Annotated in this window: 19 protein-coding genes; 6 read left to right on the forward strand and 13 right to left on the reverse strand. The window is 67.8% G+C overall.

Annotated elements, in window-relative coordinates:
* The first annotated feature begins 202 nt into the window (after positions 1-202).
* Together ACU5AP_RS00600 and ACU5AP_RS00605 are read left to right on the forward strand one after the other, a co-directional pair.
* A complete protein-coding gene (locus ACU5AP_RS00600; protein WP_128720532.1) occupies positions 203-748 on the forward strand; it encodes a 5-formyltetrahydrofolate cyclo-ligase in 546 nt (181 codons plus the stop codon).
* A complete protein-coding gene (locus ACU5AP_RS00605; RefSeq protein WP_088410121.1) occupies positions 745-1,566 on the forward strand; it encodes a TIGR00282 family metallophosphoesterase in 822 nt (273 codons plus the stop codon). The genes ACU5AP_RS00600 and ACU5AP_RS00605 overlap by 4 nt, the downstream gene beginning before the upstream one ends.
* A 53-nt stretch (positions 1,567-1,619) precedes the next feature.
* Here ACU5AP_RS00605 and ACU5AP_RS00610 read toward each other — a convergent pair whose 3' ends face one another.
* From ACU5AP_RS00610 to ACU5AP_RS00625, 4 genes are all read right to left on the reverse strand, one after another.
* Complete coding sequence (locus tag ACU5AP_RS00610; RefSeq protein ID WP_128720531.1) at positions 1,620-2,636, reverse strand: glycosyltransferase family 4 protein; 1,017 nt, start codon at positions 2,634-2,636, stop codon at positions 1,620-1,622.
* Between the two features lie 141 nt (positions 2,637-2,777).
* Positions 2,778-3,146: a hypothetical protein gene (locus ACU5AP_RS00615; RefSeq protein WP_003165789.1), complete on the reverse strand. Its 369-nt coding sequence runs from the start codon at positions 3,144-3,146 to the stop codon at positions 2,778-2,780.
* Positions 3,146-5,356, reverse strand: coding sequence for a phosphoribosylformylglycinamidine synthase subunit PurL (purL, locus tag ACU5AP_RS00620; protein WP_128720530.1), 2,211 nt, complete (start codon positions 5,354-5,356; stop codon positions 3,146-3,148). The genes ACU5AP_RS00615 and purL overlap by 1 nt, the downstream gene beginning before the upstream one ends.
* Before the next feature lie 41 nt (positions 5,357-5,397).
* A complete protein-coding gene (locus ACU5AP_RS00625; protein ID WP_128720529.1) occupies positions 5,398-6,192 on the reverse strand; it encodes a hypothetical protein in 795 nt (264 codons plus the stop codon).
* Between the two features lie 121 nt (positions 6,193-6,313).
* Here ACU5AP_RS00625 and ACU5AP_RS00630 point away from each other — a divergent pair, with 121 nt between their 5' ends.
* Entirely contained in the window at positions 6,314-6,568 is a 255-nt protein-coding gene (locus ACU5AP_RS00630) for a hypothetical protein (protein ID WP_223851005.1), read from the forward strand.
* A 39-nt stretch (positions 6,569-6,607) separates the two neighbouring features.
* Positions 6,608-7,702, forward strand: coding sequence for an aspartyl/asparaginyl beta-hydroxylase domain-containing protein (locus tag ACU5AP_RS00635; protein WP_128720527.1), 1,095 nt, complete (start codon positions 6,608-6,610; stop codon positions 7,700-7,702).
* Here ACU5AP_RS00635 and purQ read toward each other — a convergent pair.
* The 3 genes from purQ to ACU5AP_RS00650 all read right to left on the reverse strand — a co-directional run bounded on the left by purQ (position 7,699) and on the right by ACU5AP_RS00650 (position 10,226).
* Positions 7,699-8,361: a phosphoribosylformylglycinamidine synthase subunit PurQ gene (gene purQ / locus ACU5AP_RS00640; RefSeq protein WP_003165784.1), complete on the reverse strand. Its 663-nt coding sequence runs from the start codon at positions 8,359-8,361 to the stop codon at positions 7,699-7,701. The two genes, ACU5AP_RS00635 and purQ, sit on opposite strands and share 4 nt — an antisense overlap.
* Before the next feature lie 33 nt (positions 8,362-8,394).
* Positions 8,395-9,636 (reverse strand): MFS transporter, encoded by a 1,242-nt coding sequence (locus ACU5AP_RS00645; protein ID WP_446680665.1) that lies wholly within the window; start codon positions 9,634-9,636, stop codon positions 8,395-8,397.
* A gap of 107 nt (positions 9,637-9,743) precedes the next feature.
* A complete protein-coding gene (locus ACU5AP_RS00650; protein ID WP_128720526.1) occupies positions 9,744-10,226 on the reverse strand; it encodes a YbhB/YbcL family Raf kinase inhibitor-like protein in 483 nt (160 codons plus the stop codon).
* A gap of 124 nt (positions 10,227-10,350) precedes the next feature.
* Between ACU5AP_RS00650 and ACU5AP_RS00655 the strand changes: the two genes are divergently transcribed.
* Positions 10,351-11,520: an SAM-dependent methyltransferase gene (locus tag ACU5AP_RS00655; protein WP_128720525.1), complete on the forward strand. Its 1,170-nt coding sequence runs from the start codon at positions 10,351-10,353 to the stop codon at positions 11,518-11,520.
* Positions 11,521-11,584: 64 nt separating this feature from the next.
* Here the strand turns inward: ACU5AP_RS00655 and purS are convergent, their stop codons facing one another.
* Positions 11,585-11,824, reverse strand: a complete 240-nt coding sequence (gene purS, locus ACU5AP_RS00660) for a phosphoribosylformylglycinamidine synthase subunit PurS (RefSeq protein WP_088410112.1) — start codon at positions 11,822-11,824, stop codon at positions 11,585-11,587.
* The gene (gene purC, locus ACU5AP_RS00665; protein WP_003165779.1) at positions 11,824-12,582 is read right to left on the reverse strand and encodes a phosphoribosylaminoimidazolesuccinocarboxamide synthase; all 759 of its coding nucleotides are present in this window, start codon (positions 12,580-12,582) and stop codon (positions 11,824-11,826) included. Before purC ends, purS begins: the two co-directional genes overlap by 1 nt.
* A gap of 260 nt (positions 12,583-12,842) precedes the next feature.
* Here purC and ACU5AP_RS00670 point away from each other — a divergent pair, with 260 nt between their 5' ends.
* Entirely contained in the window at positions 12,843-13,166 is a 324-nt protein-coding gene (locus tag ACU5AP_RS00670) for a DUF1476 domain-containing protein (RefSeq protein WP_003165778.1), read from the forward strand.
* A gap of 150 nt (positions 13,167-13,316) precedes the next feature.
* Here ACU5AP_RS00670 and ACU5AP_RS00675 read toward each other — a convergent pair whose 3' ends face one another.
* The 4 genes from ACU5AP_RS00675 to purB form a co-directional block, all read right to left on the reverse strand.
* Entirely contained in the window at positions 13,317-13,937 is a 621-nt protein-coding gene (locus tag ACU5AP_RS00675) for a fasciclin domain-containing protein (protein ID WP_088410111.1), read from the reverse strand.
* A 132-nt stretch (positions 13,938-14,069) separates the two neighbouring features.
* Positions 14,070-14,579 carry a DNA-deoxyinosine glycosylase gene (locus tag ACU5AP_RS00680; protein ID WP_128720524.1) on the reverse strand — a complete coding sequence of 170 codons (510 nt, stop codon included), beginning with the start codon at positions 14,577-14,579 and terminating at the stop codon, positions 14,070-14,072.
* A 1-nt stretch (position 14,580) separates the two neighbouring features.
* Complete coding sequence (locus ACU5AP_RS00685) at positions 14,581-15,321, reverse strand: 2OG-Fe(II) oxygenase (RefSeq protein WP_128720523.1); 741 nt, start codon at positions 15,319-15,321, stop codon at positions 14,581-14,583.
* Complete coding sequence (gene purB, locus ACU5AP_RS00690; RefSeq protein ID WP_128720522.1) at positions 15,318-16,616, reverse strand: adenylosuccinate lyase; 1,299 nt, start codon at positions 16,614-16,616, stop codon at positions 15,318-15,320. Before purB ends, ACU5AP_RS00685 begins: the two co-directional genes overlap by 4 nt.
* Positions 16,617-16,813: the final 197 nt, after the last annotated feature.

Below are 16,813 nucleotides of genomic sequence, written 5' to 3' on the forward strand. Positions count from 1 at the left end.
CGCTGGAGACGCGGCTGCTGGTCCCTTGCGCAGTTGGCGAGCACTTCTCCAATCGTTCCCTCTCCCGCCGTTATCCTCGGGCTTGACCCGAGGATCGAGTTGGGCGACGCGCTCGGCCTGTCGGCGTTCAGTGCGCCGTTAGGCTGGATCCTCGGGTCAAGCCCGAGGATGACGGTGGAATTTGGCGAAGGGCCGAGCGGCGATGACCCCCAAGCACGAACTCCGGGCCGCCATGCGCGCCTTGCGAAAGCGTCTGACCGAGACCGAGCCCGAAGCCGCTGAACGCGCGGCGGGCCATGCCGACGCCCTGCCGCTCGCCGAGACCGTCGCCCTCTATCGCGCCATGGGGTCGGAACTGGATACGGGCGCCCTGGCCAATGTCCTGCACCAGGCGGGCCGTCGCCTGTGCCTGCCGGTGGTGCTGGAGCGCGACGCGGCCATGATCTTCCGCGCCTGGGCGCCGGGCGAGCCGCTGGAGCTGGACGCCGCCGGATGTCCCGCGCCTCTGCCGCTGAGCGAGGTGGTGCGGCCGGACCTGATCCTGACGCCCCTGTTGGCCTTCGATGCTCACGGCGGACGGTTGGGCCAGGGGGGCGGCTATTACGACCGGACCTTCGCGATGCTGCCCGACGCGCGCCGGGTCGGCTTCGCCTATGCCGGGCAGGCGGTCGATCGCCTCGATCTGGAGCCGCACGACATCCGCCTGCATGGCGTTTTGACCGAGACCGGCTATAGAGCCTTCCCATGAGATTGGCGTTTTTCGGTGACGTGGTCGGCAAGTCCGGGCGCGATGGACTTTCGGACCATCTTCCGGGGCTGAGGCGCGACCTCAGGCTCGATTTCGTGGTGGTCAACGCCGAGAACGCGGCGGGCGGTTTCGGCATCACCGAGAACACCGCCAACGACATCTTCAACGCCGGGGCCGACGTCCTGACCCTGGGCAACCACAGCTGGGACCAGCGCGAGGCCCTGACCTATATCGTGCGAGAGCCGCGCCTGATCCGCCCGGCCAACTATCCGCGCCTGATGGATGCGCCAGGGCGCGGCGCGGACGTCTTCGTCACGCCGGACGGCCGCCGGGTGCTGGTCATCAATGTGCTGGGCCGCGTCCACATGGACCCGATGGATGACCCCTTCAGCGCCGTGGAGCGCGAGTTGGAGGCCGCGCCTCTGGGCGTCGTCGCCGACGCCGTCATCGTCGATATGCACGCCGAGGCCACCAGCGAGAAGATGGGCATGGGCCACTTCTGCGACGGCCGCGCCAGCCTGGTGGTCGGCACCCACACCCACGTCCCGACCGCCGACGCGCAGATTCTGCCCCACGGTACGGCCTATCAGACCGATGCGGGCGGCTGCTGCGACTACGACTCCGTCATCGGCAACGACAAGGAAGAGCCGCTGCGCCGTTTCACCACCCGTCTGTCGGGCGGACGCTATGTCCCCGCCAGCGGCCCGGCGACCATTTGCGGCGTCTTCGTCGAGACCGACGACCGCACGGGCCTGGCCAAGCGTGTCGAGCCGATCCGCGTCGGCGGCCGTCTCAGCCAGGCGGTCCCGCAGATCTGACGCAGGCCTGCGGCTCTCGGCGATCCGAGGCCGCAACGGGCTCAGCCGCCGCGTTATCGTCCAAGACTTTTGGCGTGGACCAGACGTTCGCGTAGATCGTGCAACTGCGCCGCGCGGTGCCCTGGGGTGTGCGTGTGCGCCACATAGGCCTGAGCCGCACGGGCCAACTCCAGGCGTCGCGCGGGGTCGCGGATCAGGTCGTCCATCGCGGCGCCCAGTCCATCGGCGGTCAGATCATCGACATAGACGGCGTGCGGGCCGCTAGCTTCGCGCAGGCCGCCGCGCCCGGACGAGATCAGAGCCGCGCCCGCCGCATGGGCCTCCAGCGCGGTCAGGCCCAAGGGTTCGGCCCAGACCGAAGGAGTCAGGGCGATGGCCGCACGCTGCATGACCGCGCGAACCTCGCTCAGCGGCGCCGACTTCAACACCGTCACCCGGTCGCCGAACCGTTCCAGAGGGGCGACATGGGGTTCGGCCCAGGCGGCGTGCTTGTCCCAGTCGTTCAGCATCAGCACGGCGCGCCAGTCGGGATGACGCTCCAGCACGGCGGGCAGGGCGGCGCAGATCAGGTCCACGCCCTTTTCCGGCATGGCGCGGCCGGCGAAGGCGATCAGCGGTTCGCGACCGTCGACCGGCGCGCGCCACAGATCGACGTTGATGGGGTTGGGAACGGCGAAAGCCTTCGGCTCCTGCCTTGGATAATCCTGAAGGAATTCTCGACGTCCCGCGTCGCTGACGAAGATCAGGCCGTCGATCTGGCGGAACCGTCGTTCATAGCGCCAACGGTCAAACAGGCCTCGCGGCGACTTCAGCGCATTGTGCCGATAGAGCACGCGCGTGGCGCGAGGAAAGCGTCGGGAGATTTGAAGCGCCTGACGCAGCTGTTGGTGGAATTCAATGACGTCCGGATCGAAGTCGTCCAGGGCCTTCTCAAGCGCCGAAAGCCGCTTCTTATTTCTGGGCAGGCGATAGGCCGGAAGATTTCCGTGATCCTCGGCGCCTTCACAGCAGAAGATGCGCAATTCCGCATTCTGGTCGCCATGAGCCAGAGTGCGGACGACGGTCTCCATCGAGTTGGGTTGGGATAGGGAGAAGCAGCAACCTAAAGGCAGGACGACAGCGACTTTCAGCGGACGGCTCCCGTATAGGATGTATCAAGGCCACTGCTCGGCCTCCTACACCACGAATATGAACCTAGGCTGACATTTTTTTCATGGTCTCGCGGCGGCGCGGGCCTCCAGCGCGCGCAGACGGCCTTCCTCGGCCTTCAAGTCGCCGGTCAGCTGCCCTTTCAGCGCCGGATCTGTCGTGGCGGCCAGCAGGGCGCGCGTTTCCTCCACCGCCTGACGGCGGGCGGCGATCAGTCGCGACAGTTCGTCCGGCTCATGCAGGGCCGGGCCGGAGGCGGTTGGACGACGGATCGCCTGCGCCTCTTCTTCCTCGGTGGTCTTCAGCGCGGCGGCCTGTCGGGCGGCCGCCGCGTCGCGCAGGGCGTGCTGGACGGGATCGCCGCCCTCGAACTCGCAGGCCGACACCAGGGCGGCGCCCGCGACGACGAGGATGAGGGCGGCGCTGCGCATCAGCCTTCGATCCAGTTCGGCATCCAGCCTTCGTGGAACTCGCGCACATGGGCGACGGGGATGCGGAACAGCTCGCCCTTCGGACCCGAGGAGGCGAAGTCCGTTCCCTTGACCAGACCGACGACCGAGGCGTGCAGCCCCGCGTCCTTGGCCTTGGCGATCAGGGCGTCCGCGTCCGCCACGGCGACCAGATAACGGGCCTGGTCCTCGCCGAACAGGAAGGCGTGGGCATGGGCGGCGCTGGAGGCGTTCAGTTCGATCCCGACGTCCGAGGCCAGGGCGATGTCCGCCGCCGCCCCGACCAGACCGCCGTCCGACAGGTCGTGGACGACCGTCAGCTCGCCCGCCTCGATCAGGCCGCGCACGAAGTCGCCGGTCTTGCGTTCCAGCTTCAGGTCGACCGGCGGCGGGGCGCCGTCCTCGCGGCCCAGAACCTCGCGCAGGTAAATGGAGGCGCCAAGTTCGCCGGTCGTCTGGCCGATCAGCACCAGTTGGTCGCCCTCGGCCGCGCCGCCGAAGCCGGTGGTCACGTCGTAGTTGGTCAGCAGGCCCACGGCGCCGACGGTCGGCGTCGGCGGAATGGCGACGCCGTTGGTCTCGTTATACAGGCTGACGTTGCCGCTCACGACGGGGAAGTCCAGCTCGCGGCAGGCCTCGGCCATGCCGTCGGTGGCGCGCACGATCTGGCCCATGATCTCGGGGCGCTGCGGGTTGCCGAAGTTCAGGTTGTCGGTGATGGCGATGGGACGCGAACCGACGGCGGTCAGGTTGCGCCACGCCTCGGCCACGGCCTGCTTGCCGCCTTCATAGGGGTCGGCCTGGACATAGCGCGGGGTGCAGTCCGAGGTGACGGCCAGACCCTTTTCCGTGCCGTGGACACGGATCACGCCCGCGTCGGCGCCGGTCGAGCTGTCCTGCAGCGTGTCGGCCATGACGTGGCGGTCGTACTGTTCCCAGATCCAGCGCTTGGACGCCATGTCGGGGCAGGCGACGACCTTCAGCACGGCGTCGTTCCAACTGTCGGGAGCCGGGACTTCCGCCGGGTCGAGGCGCGGTTGAAGTTCCGGCTGGACCCACGGACGGTCATACAGGGGGGCGTCGTCGAACAGCGGGGCCAGCGGCACGTCGCAGACCACCTCGCCGTGGTGCTTCAGCACCAGATGGCCGGTGTTGGTGGTCTTGCCGATGATGGCGAAGTCCAGCCCCCACTTCTGGAAGATGCGATAGCCGACGTCCTCAAAGCCGGGCTTCAGCACGGCCAGCATCCGCTCCTGGCTTTCCGACAGCATCATCTCATAGGCGGTCATGCCGGTTTCGCGCTGGGGCACCTTGTCGAGGTCCAGCTCGACGCCGACGCCGCCCTTGCCGGCCATCTCGACGGACGAAGAGGTCAGGCCCGCTGCGCCCATGTCCTGAATGGCGGCCACGGCGCCCGAGGCCATCAGCTCCAGCGTGGCCTCGATCAGCAGCTTTTCGGCGAAGGGGTCGCCGACCTGCACCGTGGGGCGCTTGGCGTCCGACTCGTCGTCGAACTCGGCCGAGGACATGGTGGCGCCGTGGATGCCGTCGCGGCCGGTCTTGGAGCCGAAATAGACCACGTCGTGGCCCGCTTCCGGCGCGGCCGAATAATAGATCTCATCGGCGCGGGCCAGGCCGACGCACATGGCGTTGACCAGGATGTTGCCGTTGTAGCCCTTGTGGAAGTTCGTCTCGCCCGCGACCGTCGGCACGCCGACGCAGTTGCCGTAGCCGCCGATGCCGCTGACCACGCCCTTGACCAGACGCTTGGACTTCTCGTGCGACGGATCGCCGAAACGCAGGGCGTTCAGCAGGGCCACCGGGCGCGCGCCCATGGTGAAGACGTCGCGCATGATGCCGCCCACGCCCGTCGCCGCGCCCTGATAGGGCTCGATGTAGGAGGGGTGGTTGTGGCTCTCCATCTTGAAGATGCAGGCGTCGCCGTCGTCGATGTCGATCACGCCGGCGTTCTCGCCGGGGCCGCAGATGACGCGCTCGCCCGTCACCGGGAACTTCATCAGCTGCTTCTTGGACGACTTGTAGGAGCAGTGCTCGGACCACATGACCGAGAAGACGCCCAGCTCGACCTGGTTGGGCTCGCGGCCCAGCCGGTCCAGCAGGACCTGATATTCATTGGGGGCGAGGCCGTACTCTTCGGCCAGCTGGGCGATGGTCTTTTGGGGCGCGCTCATGGGCGGGCCTTCTAGCCGTCTCTGGGGCGTCTGTCAGCCCGTCACCGGCGTTCGACGCCACGTCTCAAACCGAAGACGATGATGACCCCCGCCACCACCAGCGCAAAGGCCGCCGCCAGAGCCGTGAAGGCCAGCACCGGCTTGACCTCCTGCTCGGCCACGAAGGCCCCCACCAGACCCCAGGCGATGGGCAGGGGATAGGCCAGGGTCCGCACGGCCCAGGTCACGCCAACGCCGACCAGGGTGGTGACGACTACGGCCAGCACGGCCCAGCCGGTCGGCGAGAGGGCGGCGGGCAGGGCCTCGAACGCCGTCGCCACGGTGATCAGGTTCAGCGGCGCCGCCACGGTCAGCCACCCGGCCAGCGCCGCCAGCGGCCAGATCAGGAACCAGCGGTCCCGCTCCATCGTCCCCGTGGCGCGGATCGTACGCGCGCTGCCCAGCATCGGCAGCAGCAGGGCCAGGAGGGAGGCCAGGATGACGACGACGCTGGCCGCCTTCAGGTTCAGCGCCGCCATGACGATCCAGAAGCCGATGCCGAAGAAGGCGACGACCGACGGCCAGCCCATGCGGTTGATCAGCACGCTCTCGCCCGTCTGGGGAAGGGCCTGGCGCCCGGCATAGATCAGTATGCCCAGATACAGCAGGCTCCAGATCGAAAAGGCGTATCCCGCCACCCGCAGGGTCTGGTTTCCGTCGGCGGCGAACTCCGCCTGGCTCAGGCCGAAGCCGCCCAAGGCCTGCACGATGGGAACGACGACGGCGAAGACGGCCGCGGCCAGAACGGCCAGACGGCGCGTCTGCTGGGCGGGGGTGGGGCGTTCGATGGCGGTCATGCGTCTCTCCGGCTCAGCTTCGCCGTATCTACGCGCTGGGCCGAAGAAGGTTCATCGACGGCGCATGGAACCGCGACCGGGCTTCCAGCCTTGCTTTCAAGCCATTGAGAAGGAGGCCGTCATGACCGACCCGAACAAACCGGACACAGGCAAACCGGACCCCATCGAGCAGACGTTCGAGGAGGAGGTCGAGACCAATCGCGCCCTGGAGCAAGGCCTGGGCGTTGGCGCTCGCGAACTGGCCGCCATTCATGAATCCGGCGCCGAAGGCACCCTGGAGCGCGCGACGGATGAGGACGGCGAACCGGTCGAGGAGGACGTCGAGGTCGGCGATTCCGGCCGCAGCGCCAGCGTCCTGGACCGCAAGGACGGCTGAACGCTTGACCGTCGCCGCGGGGGGCGGTTCCATTCGGTCATGACCGATGTCCGCTCTACGGATCCGCAGCTTCAGGCCGACGCGCTCATCCGTGAGGCTCGACAGGCGCGCGAACGGTCAGATGCAGCAGCCCTGACGGCGGCGGCCGAGGCCCTGTTGGCGATCAACCCGCGCGAGCCGCGCGCCCTGGTGTTCAAGGGCGACGCCCTCAGCGCCCTGGGGGATCATCGCTCGGCCATGAGCTTCTACGGCGCCGCATTGGCTCAGGCGCGCACGATGGCCGCCCCGCCGTCGGATTTGCGGGCGGAACTGCAGCATGCCGCCGCGGCCCAGGCCGAGGGCGCGCGCCGTTTCGAGCAGGGGCTGCGCGAGGGCCTGAGCCAACGCGGCTTTGACCCCGCGACGTCCAGCGCCCGCTTCGCGGCTTCTCTGGACCTGATGACGGGGCGTCGGCGGCTCTACTATCAGCAGCCGAAATTCTACATGTTTCCGGGCCTGCCGCAGATCGAGTTTCAGCCGCGCGAGACCGTCGCCTGGCTGGCTGAGGTCGAGGCGGCGACGCCCGCCATCCACGCCGAACTGGACGCCATCCTGGCCGAACCGGCCCTGTTCGCGCCCTATATCGAGGATCGGGCCAATCGCCCCCGGCACGATCAGGCGGGCTTGCTGGGCAATGACGCCTGGAGCGCGGTCTTCCTGTGGAAGGACGGGGCCGAGGTTCCCGAAATCGCCGAACGTTGCCCGCAGACGATGCAGGCGCTGGCGGCGGCGCCCCTGTGCCGCATCCCCGGCCGCTCGCCCTCGATTCTGTTCTCCAGGCTTCAGGCGGGGGCGAAGATTCCGCCGCACCACGGCCTGATCAATACGCGCCTGATCTGCCACCTGCCGTTGGTCGTGCCGCCGGACTGCTGGTTCCGCGTCGGCGGCGAAGAGCGTCAGTGGAAGGCGGGCGAGGCCTGGGCCTTCGACGACACGATCGAGCACGAGGCCGCGAACGACAGCGATCAGGATCGCACCATCCTGATCTTCGATGTCTGGAAGCCTGAGATCACCGCTGAGGAGCAGGCGTTGATCCGCGCCCTGTTCGCAACGATCGACGCCAGCGGCGCGGCTGCGCCCAAGCTGGGCGTTTAGGCCGCCGCGTAGATGCTCTGGAACAGGATCGCGCCGTCGGCGCTGCCTAGTTCGGCTTCGAACGCGCGGTCCGGGTGAGGCATCATGCCGAGGACGTTGCCGCGCTCATTTTGCAGGCCGGCGATGTCGCCGACCGAGCCGTTGGGGTTGTCGACGTAGCGGAAGACCACCTGGCCCTCGCCCTCGATGCGCTTCAGGGTCTCTTCGTCGGCGAAGTAGTTACCATCGGCGTTGCCCTGGGTCATGATGATCTCGCGCTGGCCCTGATAGCCCGAGGTGAAGCGCGTCTGGCCGTTGGCGACGGTGATGCTGATCGGCTTGCAGATGTATTTCAGGCTGCTGTTGCGCATCAGGGCGCCCGGCAGCATTCCGGCTTCGCACAGCACCTGGAAGCCGTTGCAGATGCCGACCACGGTGACGCCGTCGTCGGCGGCCTTCTTGACGGCCTGCATGATCGGGGCCTGAGCCGCCATCGCGCCGCAGCGCAGATAGTCGCCGTAGGAGAAACCGCCCGGCAGCACGATCAGGTCGAGGCCCTTGGGCAGTTCGGTCTCGGCGTGCCAGACCATCTGGACCTGCTCGCCAGTGGAACGTTCGACGGCGACCTTGCAGTCGCGATCGCAGTTGGAACCGGGGAATACAATGACAGCTGCGCTCATGGCCGGGCCTCCTAGCACCCTTCGGGACGAATGTCAGGCGTCGCTTTGTTGCGCCTTGCGCCCCGTCGCCCAGGCGACGACCCAGATCGTGAAACCGCCCAGCGACAGGGCGACGCCGACCCAGCCGGTCGAGGTCCAGCCCCAGCCCGCCGCCACGGCCATGCCCGCCAGCAGGGGGCCTATGGCGTTGGCCGTGTTGAAGGCCGAGTGATTGAGGGCCGCCGCCAGGGTCTGGGCGTCGCCGGCCACGTCCATCAGCCGCGTCTGCAGCACCGAGCCCAGCCCGCCGCCGCCGCCGATCAGCACCACCACGATCATCACGGCCCACAGGTGCGGCGCGGCGAAGGGGTAGAGGGCCAGGGCCGCCGCGCTCCACAGCAACAGGCCGCCCGCCGCGATCATGCCGAAGCGGTCGGCGGCCCATGCGCCCAGCAGATTGCCCGCCACCATGCCTAGGCCGAACAGGGCGAAGACCCAGGGCAGGACTTCCGGCCCTACGCCCGTGACCGCCTTCAGCGTCGAGGCTAGATAGGCGTAGACGGCGAACATGCCGCCGAAACCGACGGCGCCGACGCCCAGCGTCAGCCACACCTGGCCGCGCTTCAGGGCGCCCAGTTCGCGCCACGGGCTGGCGTCGGGATGGGCCGGATCGCGCGGCGCGAACAGGGCGACCAGCGCCATGGTCAGCACCGCCAGCACGCTGACGATGGCGAAGGTCCAGCGCCAGCCGAAGCTGTGGCTGACGGCGTTGGCGACCGGCACGCCGATCACGGTGGCGACGGTCAGGCCCAGCAATATGGTCGAGACGGCGCGGGTCCTGAGCCGCAGCGGCACCAGCGACGCCGCCACCAGGGCCGCCACGCCGAAATAGGCGCCGTGCGGCACGCCGCTGAGGAAGCGGAAGACCAGCATCCACTCATAGGTGGGGGCGATGGCGCTCAGCGCATTGCCGACGGCGAACAGGGCCATGAAGCCGATCAGCAGCAGCCAGCGCGGCAGGCGCGCGCCCAGCACGGCCAGGATCGGCGCCCCGACGACCACGCCTGCGGCATAAGCGCTGATGACATGACCGGCCTTGGGTTCGCTGACGCCCAGGCCCGCCGCGAAGTCGGGCAGGACGCTCATGGCGGCGAACTCGGTCACGCCGATGGCGAAACCGCCCATGGCCAGCGCCAGCAGCACCAGCGCCGCCTTGCCCGGTTCGGTCACGCGCTCGTCGCTGCTGGACGCGGCGCAGCGCGGATCGTCGAGGCAGGGAGCGTCGGCAGGGGCCATGGATTGTCGCGATGCAGCAAGGGGAGGTTGCGCTGCAAAATAAGGACGCCGCCCACGGCATCAACCGGGGCGGCGTCGAAGCGGTCATCACGCTTTGTGTCGGCTGGTCAGCCCCGGTTCTCGTAGGTCGCCGTGATCGACGCCTTGGCCAGGGTGTGGAAGTGCAGATTGAAACCGAAGATCGCGCCCGAGTTGTCTTCCGTCACATCCAGTCGATCCACGTCCACGGCGAAGACGGTGAAGATGTAGCGGTGCGGGCCGTGGCCGGGCGGCGGGGCGGCGCCGCCGAAACCGGCCTCGCCATAGTCGGTGCGTCCCTGGACGGCGCCCTTGGGCAGGTTCGCCCCGCCTACGGCGCCCGCGCCGGCGGCCAGGGCGTTCACGTCCGCCGGGATGTTGGCGACCGTCCAGTGCCAGAAACCCGAGCCGGTCGGGGCGTCGGGATCATAGCAGGTGACGGCGAAGCTCCTGGTTCCTTCGGGCGCGCCCGACCAGGACAGTTGCGGCGAGGCGTCGCCCAGCGTCTTGACCTGGGCGTCGGGCAGGACGTCTCCGTCGGAAAAGTCGGTCGAGGTGACGGTGAAGCTCATGGCGCGCTCTTCCTTGGATGGCGGATTCGGATGCTCAAACTAACGGAAGACTCGCCACGGGCGTTGCGTCGCGACATTCTGTCCCTAGCTAAGGTCAAGCTGTCTTGATGAGCGGAGGAACGGGATGCTGCAAGCCCTGTTGGACCGAACCTTTCAGACGCGGTCGATCCGGGTGCGGCTTCCGGACGGTCGAGAACTGACGGCGGGGCCGGGCGAACCGGAACTGACGGCTGTGCTGTCGGACATGAAGACCGCCGTCGCCATCGCCGCCAATCCTGATCTGGCCCTGGGCGAAGCCTTCATGGACGGGACGTTCCGGATCGAGGGCGGAAGCATCTATGACTTCCTGCAACTGACGACTTCGCAGCTGGCGCTTCGGCCGCGCTCGCCCAAGCTGACCTGGATGCAGCGGATCAGGCGCGGCGCCGAGCAGGCCAACGACCGGCTTCATGCGCGCAGCAACGTCCATCACCATTACGATCTGACGGTCGACTTCTACCGCCTGTTCCTGGACAACGACCTGCAATATTCCTGCGCCTTCTTCGAGACGCCGGACGCCAGTCTGGAAGAGGCCCAGGTCGCCAAGAAGCGCCGCCTGATCGACAAGCTTCTGCTGGAGCCGGGTCACAGCGCCCTGGACATCGGCGCCGGCTGGGGCGGGCTGGGCCTGTCGATGGTCGAGCGCGGGGCGCGGGTGACCGGCGTCACCCTGTCGACCGAACAGCACCGGACGGCCAATGAGCGGGCGACGGCGCTGGGCGTCGCGGACCGGGCCGACTTTCGGCTTCAGGACTATCGCGACCTGAACCAGACCTTCGACCGCATCATCTCGGTGGGAATGTTCGAGCACGTCGGCGTGCCGAACTATCAGGAGTATTTCGACACCGTCGCTCGCCTGCTGGATGAGGACGGCGTGGCCGTGATCCATTCCATCGGGCGCAACTCGCCGCCCAACCGCACCCAGCCGTGGGTGCGCAAATACATCTTCCCCGGCGGCTATATCCCGGCCCTGTCAGAGGTGTTGCCCGCCATCGAACGCGCGGGCCTGTGGGTCACGGACATGGAGGTGCTGCGCCTGCACTACGCCGAGACGCTGCGGCATTGGCGCGAGCGGTTTCTGGCGAGGCGCGGGGAGGCGCTGGCCATGTATGACGAGCGCTTCTGCCGGATGTGGGAGTTCTATCTCGCCGCCAGCGAGGTCGCTTTCCGCGAGCTGGGCCACATGGTGTTCCAGCTGCAGCTGACGAAGAAGCAGACGGCCGCGCCGCTGAGCCGGGATTACCTGTGCGGCTAGGCCGGAGGGCATAGAAAAAGGCCGCTCTTTCGAGCGGCCCTGATCGTCTGACCCGTCATCGCCGTTAGGCGATTTCGATCCGGTAGCTTTCGATGACCGTGTTGGCCAGCAGGGTCTCGCACATGCGTTTCACCTCGGCCTCCTTGTCGGCGACGGCGTCGTCGAGGTCGAACTCGATCAGCTTGCCGACGCGGGCGTTCGCGACGCCGTTCCAGCCCAGACCCTGCAGGGCGCCTTCGACGGCCTTGCCCTGGACGTCCAGCACGCCGGGCTTGAGGAAGACGTGAACTTTAACCTTGGCCATTAATGCAGCCCTCCCTGAATCACGGTCGGCATGTCCTTCATGATGCCGAGGCGGCGGGCCACCTCGGTGTAGCTTTCGATGACGTCGCCCATGTCGCGGCGGAAGCGGTCCTTGTCCAGCTTCTCGCCCGTGGTCGAATCCCACAGGCGGCACGAGTCGGGGCTGATTTCGTCGGCCAGGATGACGCGGGCGAAGTCGTTCTCCCACACGCGGCCGAACTCGATCTTGAAGTCCACCAGGGTGATGCCGACGGCGCCGAACATGCCGCACAGGTAGTCGTTGACGCGGACCGTCATGGCCAGGATGTCGTCCAGCTCCTGGGTCGTGGCCCAGTTGAACGCCGTGATGTGCTCTTCCGTCACCATCGGGTCGTTCAGCTCATCCTTCTTGTAGTAGAATTCGATGATCGAACGGGGCAGAGGCGTGCCCTCTTCCTGGCCCAGGCGCTGGGCCAGCGAGCCGGCGACGACGTTGCGGCAGACGACTTCCAGCGGAATGATCTCGACTTCGCGGATCAGCTGTTCGCGCAGGTTCAGGCGCTTGATGAAGTGGTTGGTCACGCCGATCGAGTTCAGGCGCGACATGATGAATTCGCTGATGCGGTTGTTGATGACGCCCTTGCCTTCCAGGGTCGCCTTCTTCTGCGCGTTGAAGGCGGTCGCATCGTCCTTGAAATACTGGATCAGCGTGCCCGGCTCAGGCCCCTCGTACAGGATCTTGGCCTTGCCCTCGTAGAGCTTCTTGCGCTTGGTGTTCATCTTCGGGTCCCGGACGGGAAGGAAACGGACGGCCTCAAAACGAAAAACGCGCGGCCCGAAGGTCGGGGCGGCGCGGTCCTTGAATCGACGGCGGCTATATAGAACCACGCGCCCTTTAGCCGAAGGGCGTCTGTGACACAAATATCCTGAAGCGACCCTGCGTCAGCATACGCGACCGAAGTCTGGTTGCGTTCGGTCGCGCCGGAGGCCATAGAGCCGTTTGCGGACGAGACTGGTCCGTGACTGGAGTTACGACGCGCATGACGACCTTCGACGATCGGGAACAGGCCTATGAGGCCAAATACGCCCTCGATCAGGAACAGGAATTCAAGGCCATCGCGCGTCGCAACAAGATGCTGGGCCTGTGGGCTGCCGAGAAGATGGGCCTGTCGACCGAGAGCGCCGAGCAATACGCCGCCGCCGTGGTCCGCGCCGACTTCGAACAGCCGGGCGAGGAAGACGTCTTCCGCAAGGTGGCCGGCGACTTCAAGGCGTCGGGCATGACGGTGTCTGAGGGCGAGCTGCGCTCCAAGATGGACGAACTGGCTTCGATCGCCCGCGAACAGATCCGCGCCGGCGAGTGATCCGCGTCGCAAACTGATCCCAGAAGGGCCGCAACCGTCGCCGGTTGCGGCCCTTCTTCGATCTGCCTCCCGCCGGGGAAACGGGAGCGACCGGAGGCGCCGGGGCGCATCGGATCAACGCGCCCGCGGCCGGTCGGTTCGATCCGACGCCTATTTCGGCATCAACACCGTGTCGACGACGTGAACCACGCCGTTCGACTGGGCCACGTCGGCCTGGGTGATGGTCGAGGTTCCGCCCTTGGCGTCGGTGATCTGCCACTTGCCGCCGCCGGCGTCCTTGACCGTCAGCTTCTCGCCCTGAACCGTGGTCAGGGTGGCGGTTCCGCCGTTGGCCTGGGCCTGGGCGGCGATGTCGGCGGCGGTCAGACGGCCGGGAACGACGTGATAGGTCAGCAGCTTGGTCAGCGCCGCCTTCTGGGCCGGCTGCATCCAGCCCTCGCGCGTGGCGGCGGGGATCTTGTCGAAGGCCGCATTGTCGGGCGCGAAGACGGTGAAGGGGCCGGCGCCCTGCAGTCGTTCAGTCAGGCCGGCGGTCTGAAGCGCGCTGACCAGGGTGGTCAGGTTCGGGGCCTTGGAGGCGTTGGCGACCAGATTGTCGGATGGGTTCATCGCTACGCCGCCGACCATGGGCTCGGTGGTGGCGGGGGCCATGGCGGGCGGGGCGGTCTCGACCGGCGCCGGCTCCTTCTTCGTCTCGTTCTGGCCGCAGGCGGCCACGGCCAACAGGGCGGCGGACGATACGGCGAGGGCGGTGATGCGGGTGAATGTCATGAGAGTCCTCCATCGACGCCGGCTTGCAAACGGGGGGAGGCCGCGTCGGGAAGGAATACGGCTGCCCGCGCAAAAGGATGCGTTCGCGATCAATTTTTCGGGCGCGGCGCGTGATGTGCGGCCAAGCTCGGCTCAGCCCAGATAGGGCCCGAGGGCGGTCCAGCGCGACAGCTTCTCGGCGAACGGCCGGGCGTGGGCCGCGCTGGACGAAGGCAGGTCAAGGAGCGCGACGCCGGACGCTCCCGCCAGGGCGCGTCGACCCAGCCGCGCCGCCGTCCCGCCGTTGAAGGCCACGGCGCGCAGATCGGGCAGGCGCGCCATCAGGGCGGTCAGGTCGGCGCCTTCCGGGTTGCGGATGGCGGCGTCCAGGCTGCCCTGTCGCTCGGCCGAGGCGATCACGTCCCACAGCCCGATCCGCGCCGCCCGCACGCGCTCCAGCCTCGCCTCATAGGGCTGGGCGGCCAGCTCCGGTTGGGCGATCACGGCCCCGATCAGCCGCCAGAAGCCGTTCTGCGGGTGGGCGTAGTACTGGGCCGCCTTCAGCGAGGCGTCGCCCGGCAGGCTGCCGAGGATCAGGACGCGAGTGCGCTCATCGACGACCGGCGCGAAGGCTCGCCGGCGCGCATCGGCCGAGGATGTCATTTCAACGGGGATCGTGAGGCGGGTCGTCTCGCAACCAGCCGGTTACGGTCAGGCGCGGCTTGGCGGCATAGTTGGCGACCTGGGAGACGGAATGAAGCTGAGGGGTTCGGAAAACGGTCCAGGCGTTGAAGCGGGGCTTGAAGCCTCGCAGCACGTCCCCGCCCTCGTCGTGAAACAGAAGCTGGCCGCCCCAGTCCCCGCGCCATTCGCGCGTCAGGCCCAGGGTATAGGCGGCGCGGCGCTCTCCATCCCCGGTGTCGTCGTGCAGGGTCAGGAAGTTGCCCGGTTGGAAACAGGTCGCCTGGGCGTCGATCTTGGTCAGATTGGGCTCCGCCGTCACGGCGCGGGCGAAGGCGAGGAAGGTCGGGCTGTTGAAGAACTCGGCCAGGACATGGGTCGGGTGGCCGGGATCTTCGCCGTCCAGCAGGGCGCTGATGATGGGATAGGCCTGATAGACGAAGGCGAAACCCTTGGCCGCATCCGCGCTGGCCGCCGCGACACGACGTTGCAGTTCGGCGACGCCGAGGGCGCGGGCGGCCTCGGCCTTCAACATCTGGCCGCGCCCCTGGTGGGACAGGGCCAGTCGCCAGGGCGTCGCCCGTTCAAGCGTGGAGGCTAGCCATTCGGCGCTTTCCGGGGTCAGGAAGTCGCCGATCTGCACCATGCCGTCGCGGGCGTAGATTTCCGCGTGGTCGGCGGCGACCAGCGCGGGGTTGAGCGCCAGGCCGCCTGCCGGAATCATGCCCCGAACACCCGGTCGAAGATCACGTCGACGTTCTTGGTGTGGTAGCCGAGGTCGAACAGGGCCTCCAGCTCGTCATGGGGGAGGGTGACGCGGGCGTCGGCCTTCAGGAAGTCGATGAAGGCGCCTTCGCCGCGCCAGACCTTCATGGCGTTCTCCTGAACCGCCGCATAGGCGTCTTCGCGCGACACGCCCGCCTGGGTCAGGGCCAGCATGACCCGTTGCGAGAAGACCAGGCCGCCCAGGCGGTCGAGGTTCTTCTGCATGTTCTCAGGGTAGACGTTCAGGCGCTCGATCACGCCCGCCAGACGGTGCAGGGCGAAGTCCAGGTGGATGGTGGCGTCCGGGCCGATGCCGCGCTCGACCGAGGAGTGGCTGATGTCGCGTTCGTGCCACAGGGCGACGTTCTCCATCGCCGGGGTCACGGCCGAGCGGACCAGACGGGCGAGGCCGGTCAGGTTCTCGGTCAGGATCGGGTTGCGCTTGTGGGGCATGGCCGACGAGCCCTTCTGACCCTTGTCGAAGAACTCCTCGGCTTCGAGGACTTCGGTGCGCTGCAGGTGGCGGATTTCGACGGCCAGACGCTCAATCGAGGAGGCGACGACGCCGAGGGCGGCGAAATAGGCGGCGTGACGGTCGCGCGGGATGACCTGGGTCGAGACCGGCTCGACGGCCAGACCCATCTGGTCGGCGACGTATTGCTCGACGGCCGGATCGACGTTGGCGAAGGTGCCGACGGCGCCCGAGATGGCGCAGGTGGCGATCTCTTCACGGGCGGTGATCAGGCGGCGCTTGGCGCGCTGGAACTCGGCGTGATAGCCGGCCAGCTTGAGGCCGAAGGTCACGGGCTCGGCGTGGATGCCGTGCGAGCGGCCCACGGTCGGGGTGTATTTGTGCTCCTTGGCGCGGGTCTCCAGCGCGGCCAGCACCCGGTCGACGCCGCCCAGCAGCAGGTCGGTCGAGCGGGCCAGCTGCACCGCGAAACAGGTGTCCAGCACGTCCGAAGAGGTCATGCCCTGGTGCAGGAAGCGGGCTTCCTCGCCGACGATTTCCGCCACATGGGTCAGGAAGGCGATGACGTCGTGCTTGGTGGTGCGCTCGATCTCGTCGATGCGGTCGGCGTCGAAGGTGGCGTCCTTGCCGTTGGCCCAGATGGCCTCGGCCGATTCCTTCGGGATCACGCCCAGCTCGGCCATCTTGGTGGCGGCGTGGGCCTCGATCTCGAACCAGATCTTGTACTTGGTCTCTTGCGACCAGATGGCGACGGCGTCGGGGCGGGAATAGCGCGTGATCATGGTTGGGTCGTGTCGGTCCAGAGGGGCGGGGAGTCAAGACGGCGGGCGGTGATGTCGGTGTTAAAGCCCTTCTCCCCTTGTGGGAGAAGGTGGGCGCCGGAGGCGCTCGGATGAGGGGTGTCGACGCGGCGTTGCGAAAAAGAGGCGCGGGCTGAGGGGGCTGAAAATTTCAGCTGTGACGCAAACACCCCTCATCC

The sequence above is a fragment of the Brevundimonas sp. RM1 genome (assembly GCF_052907225.1).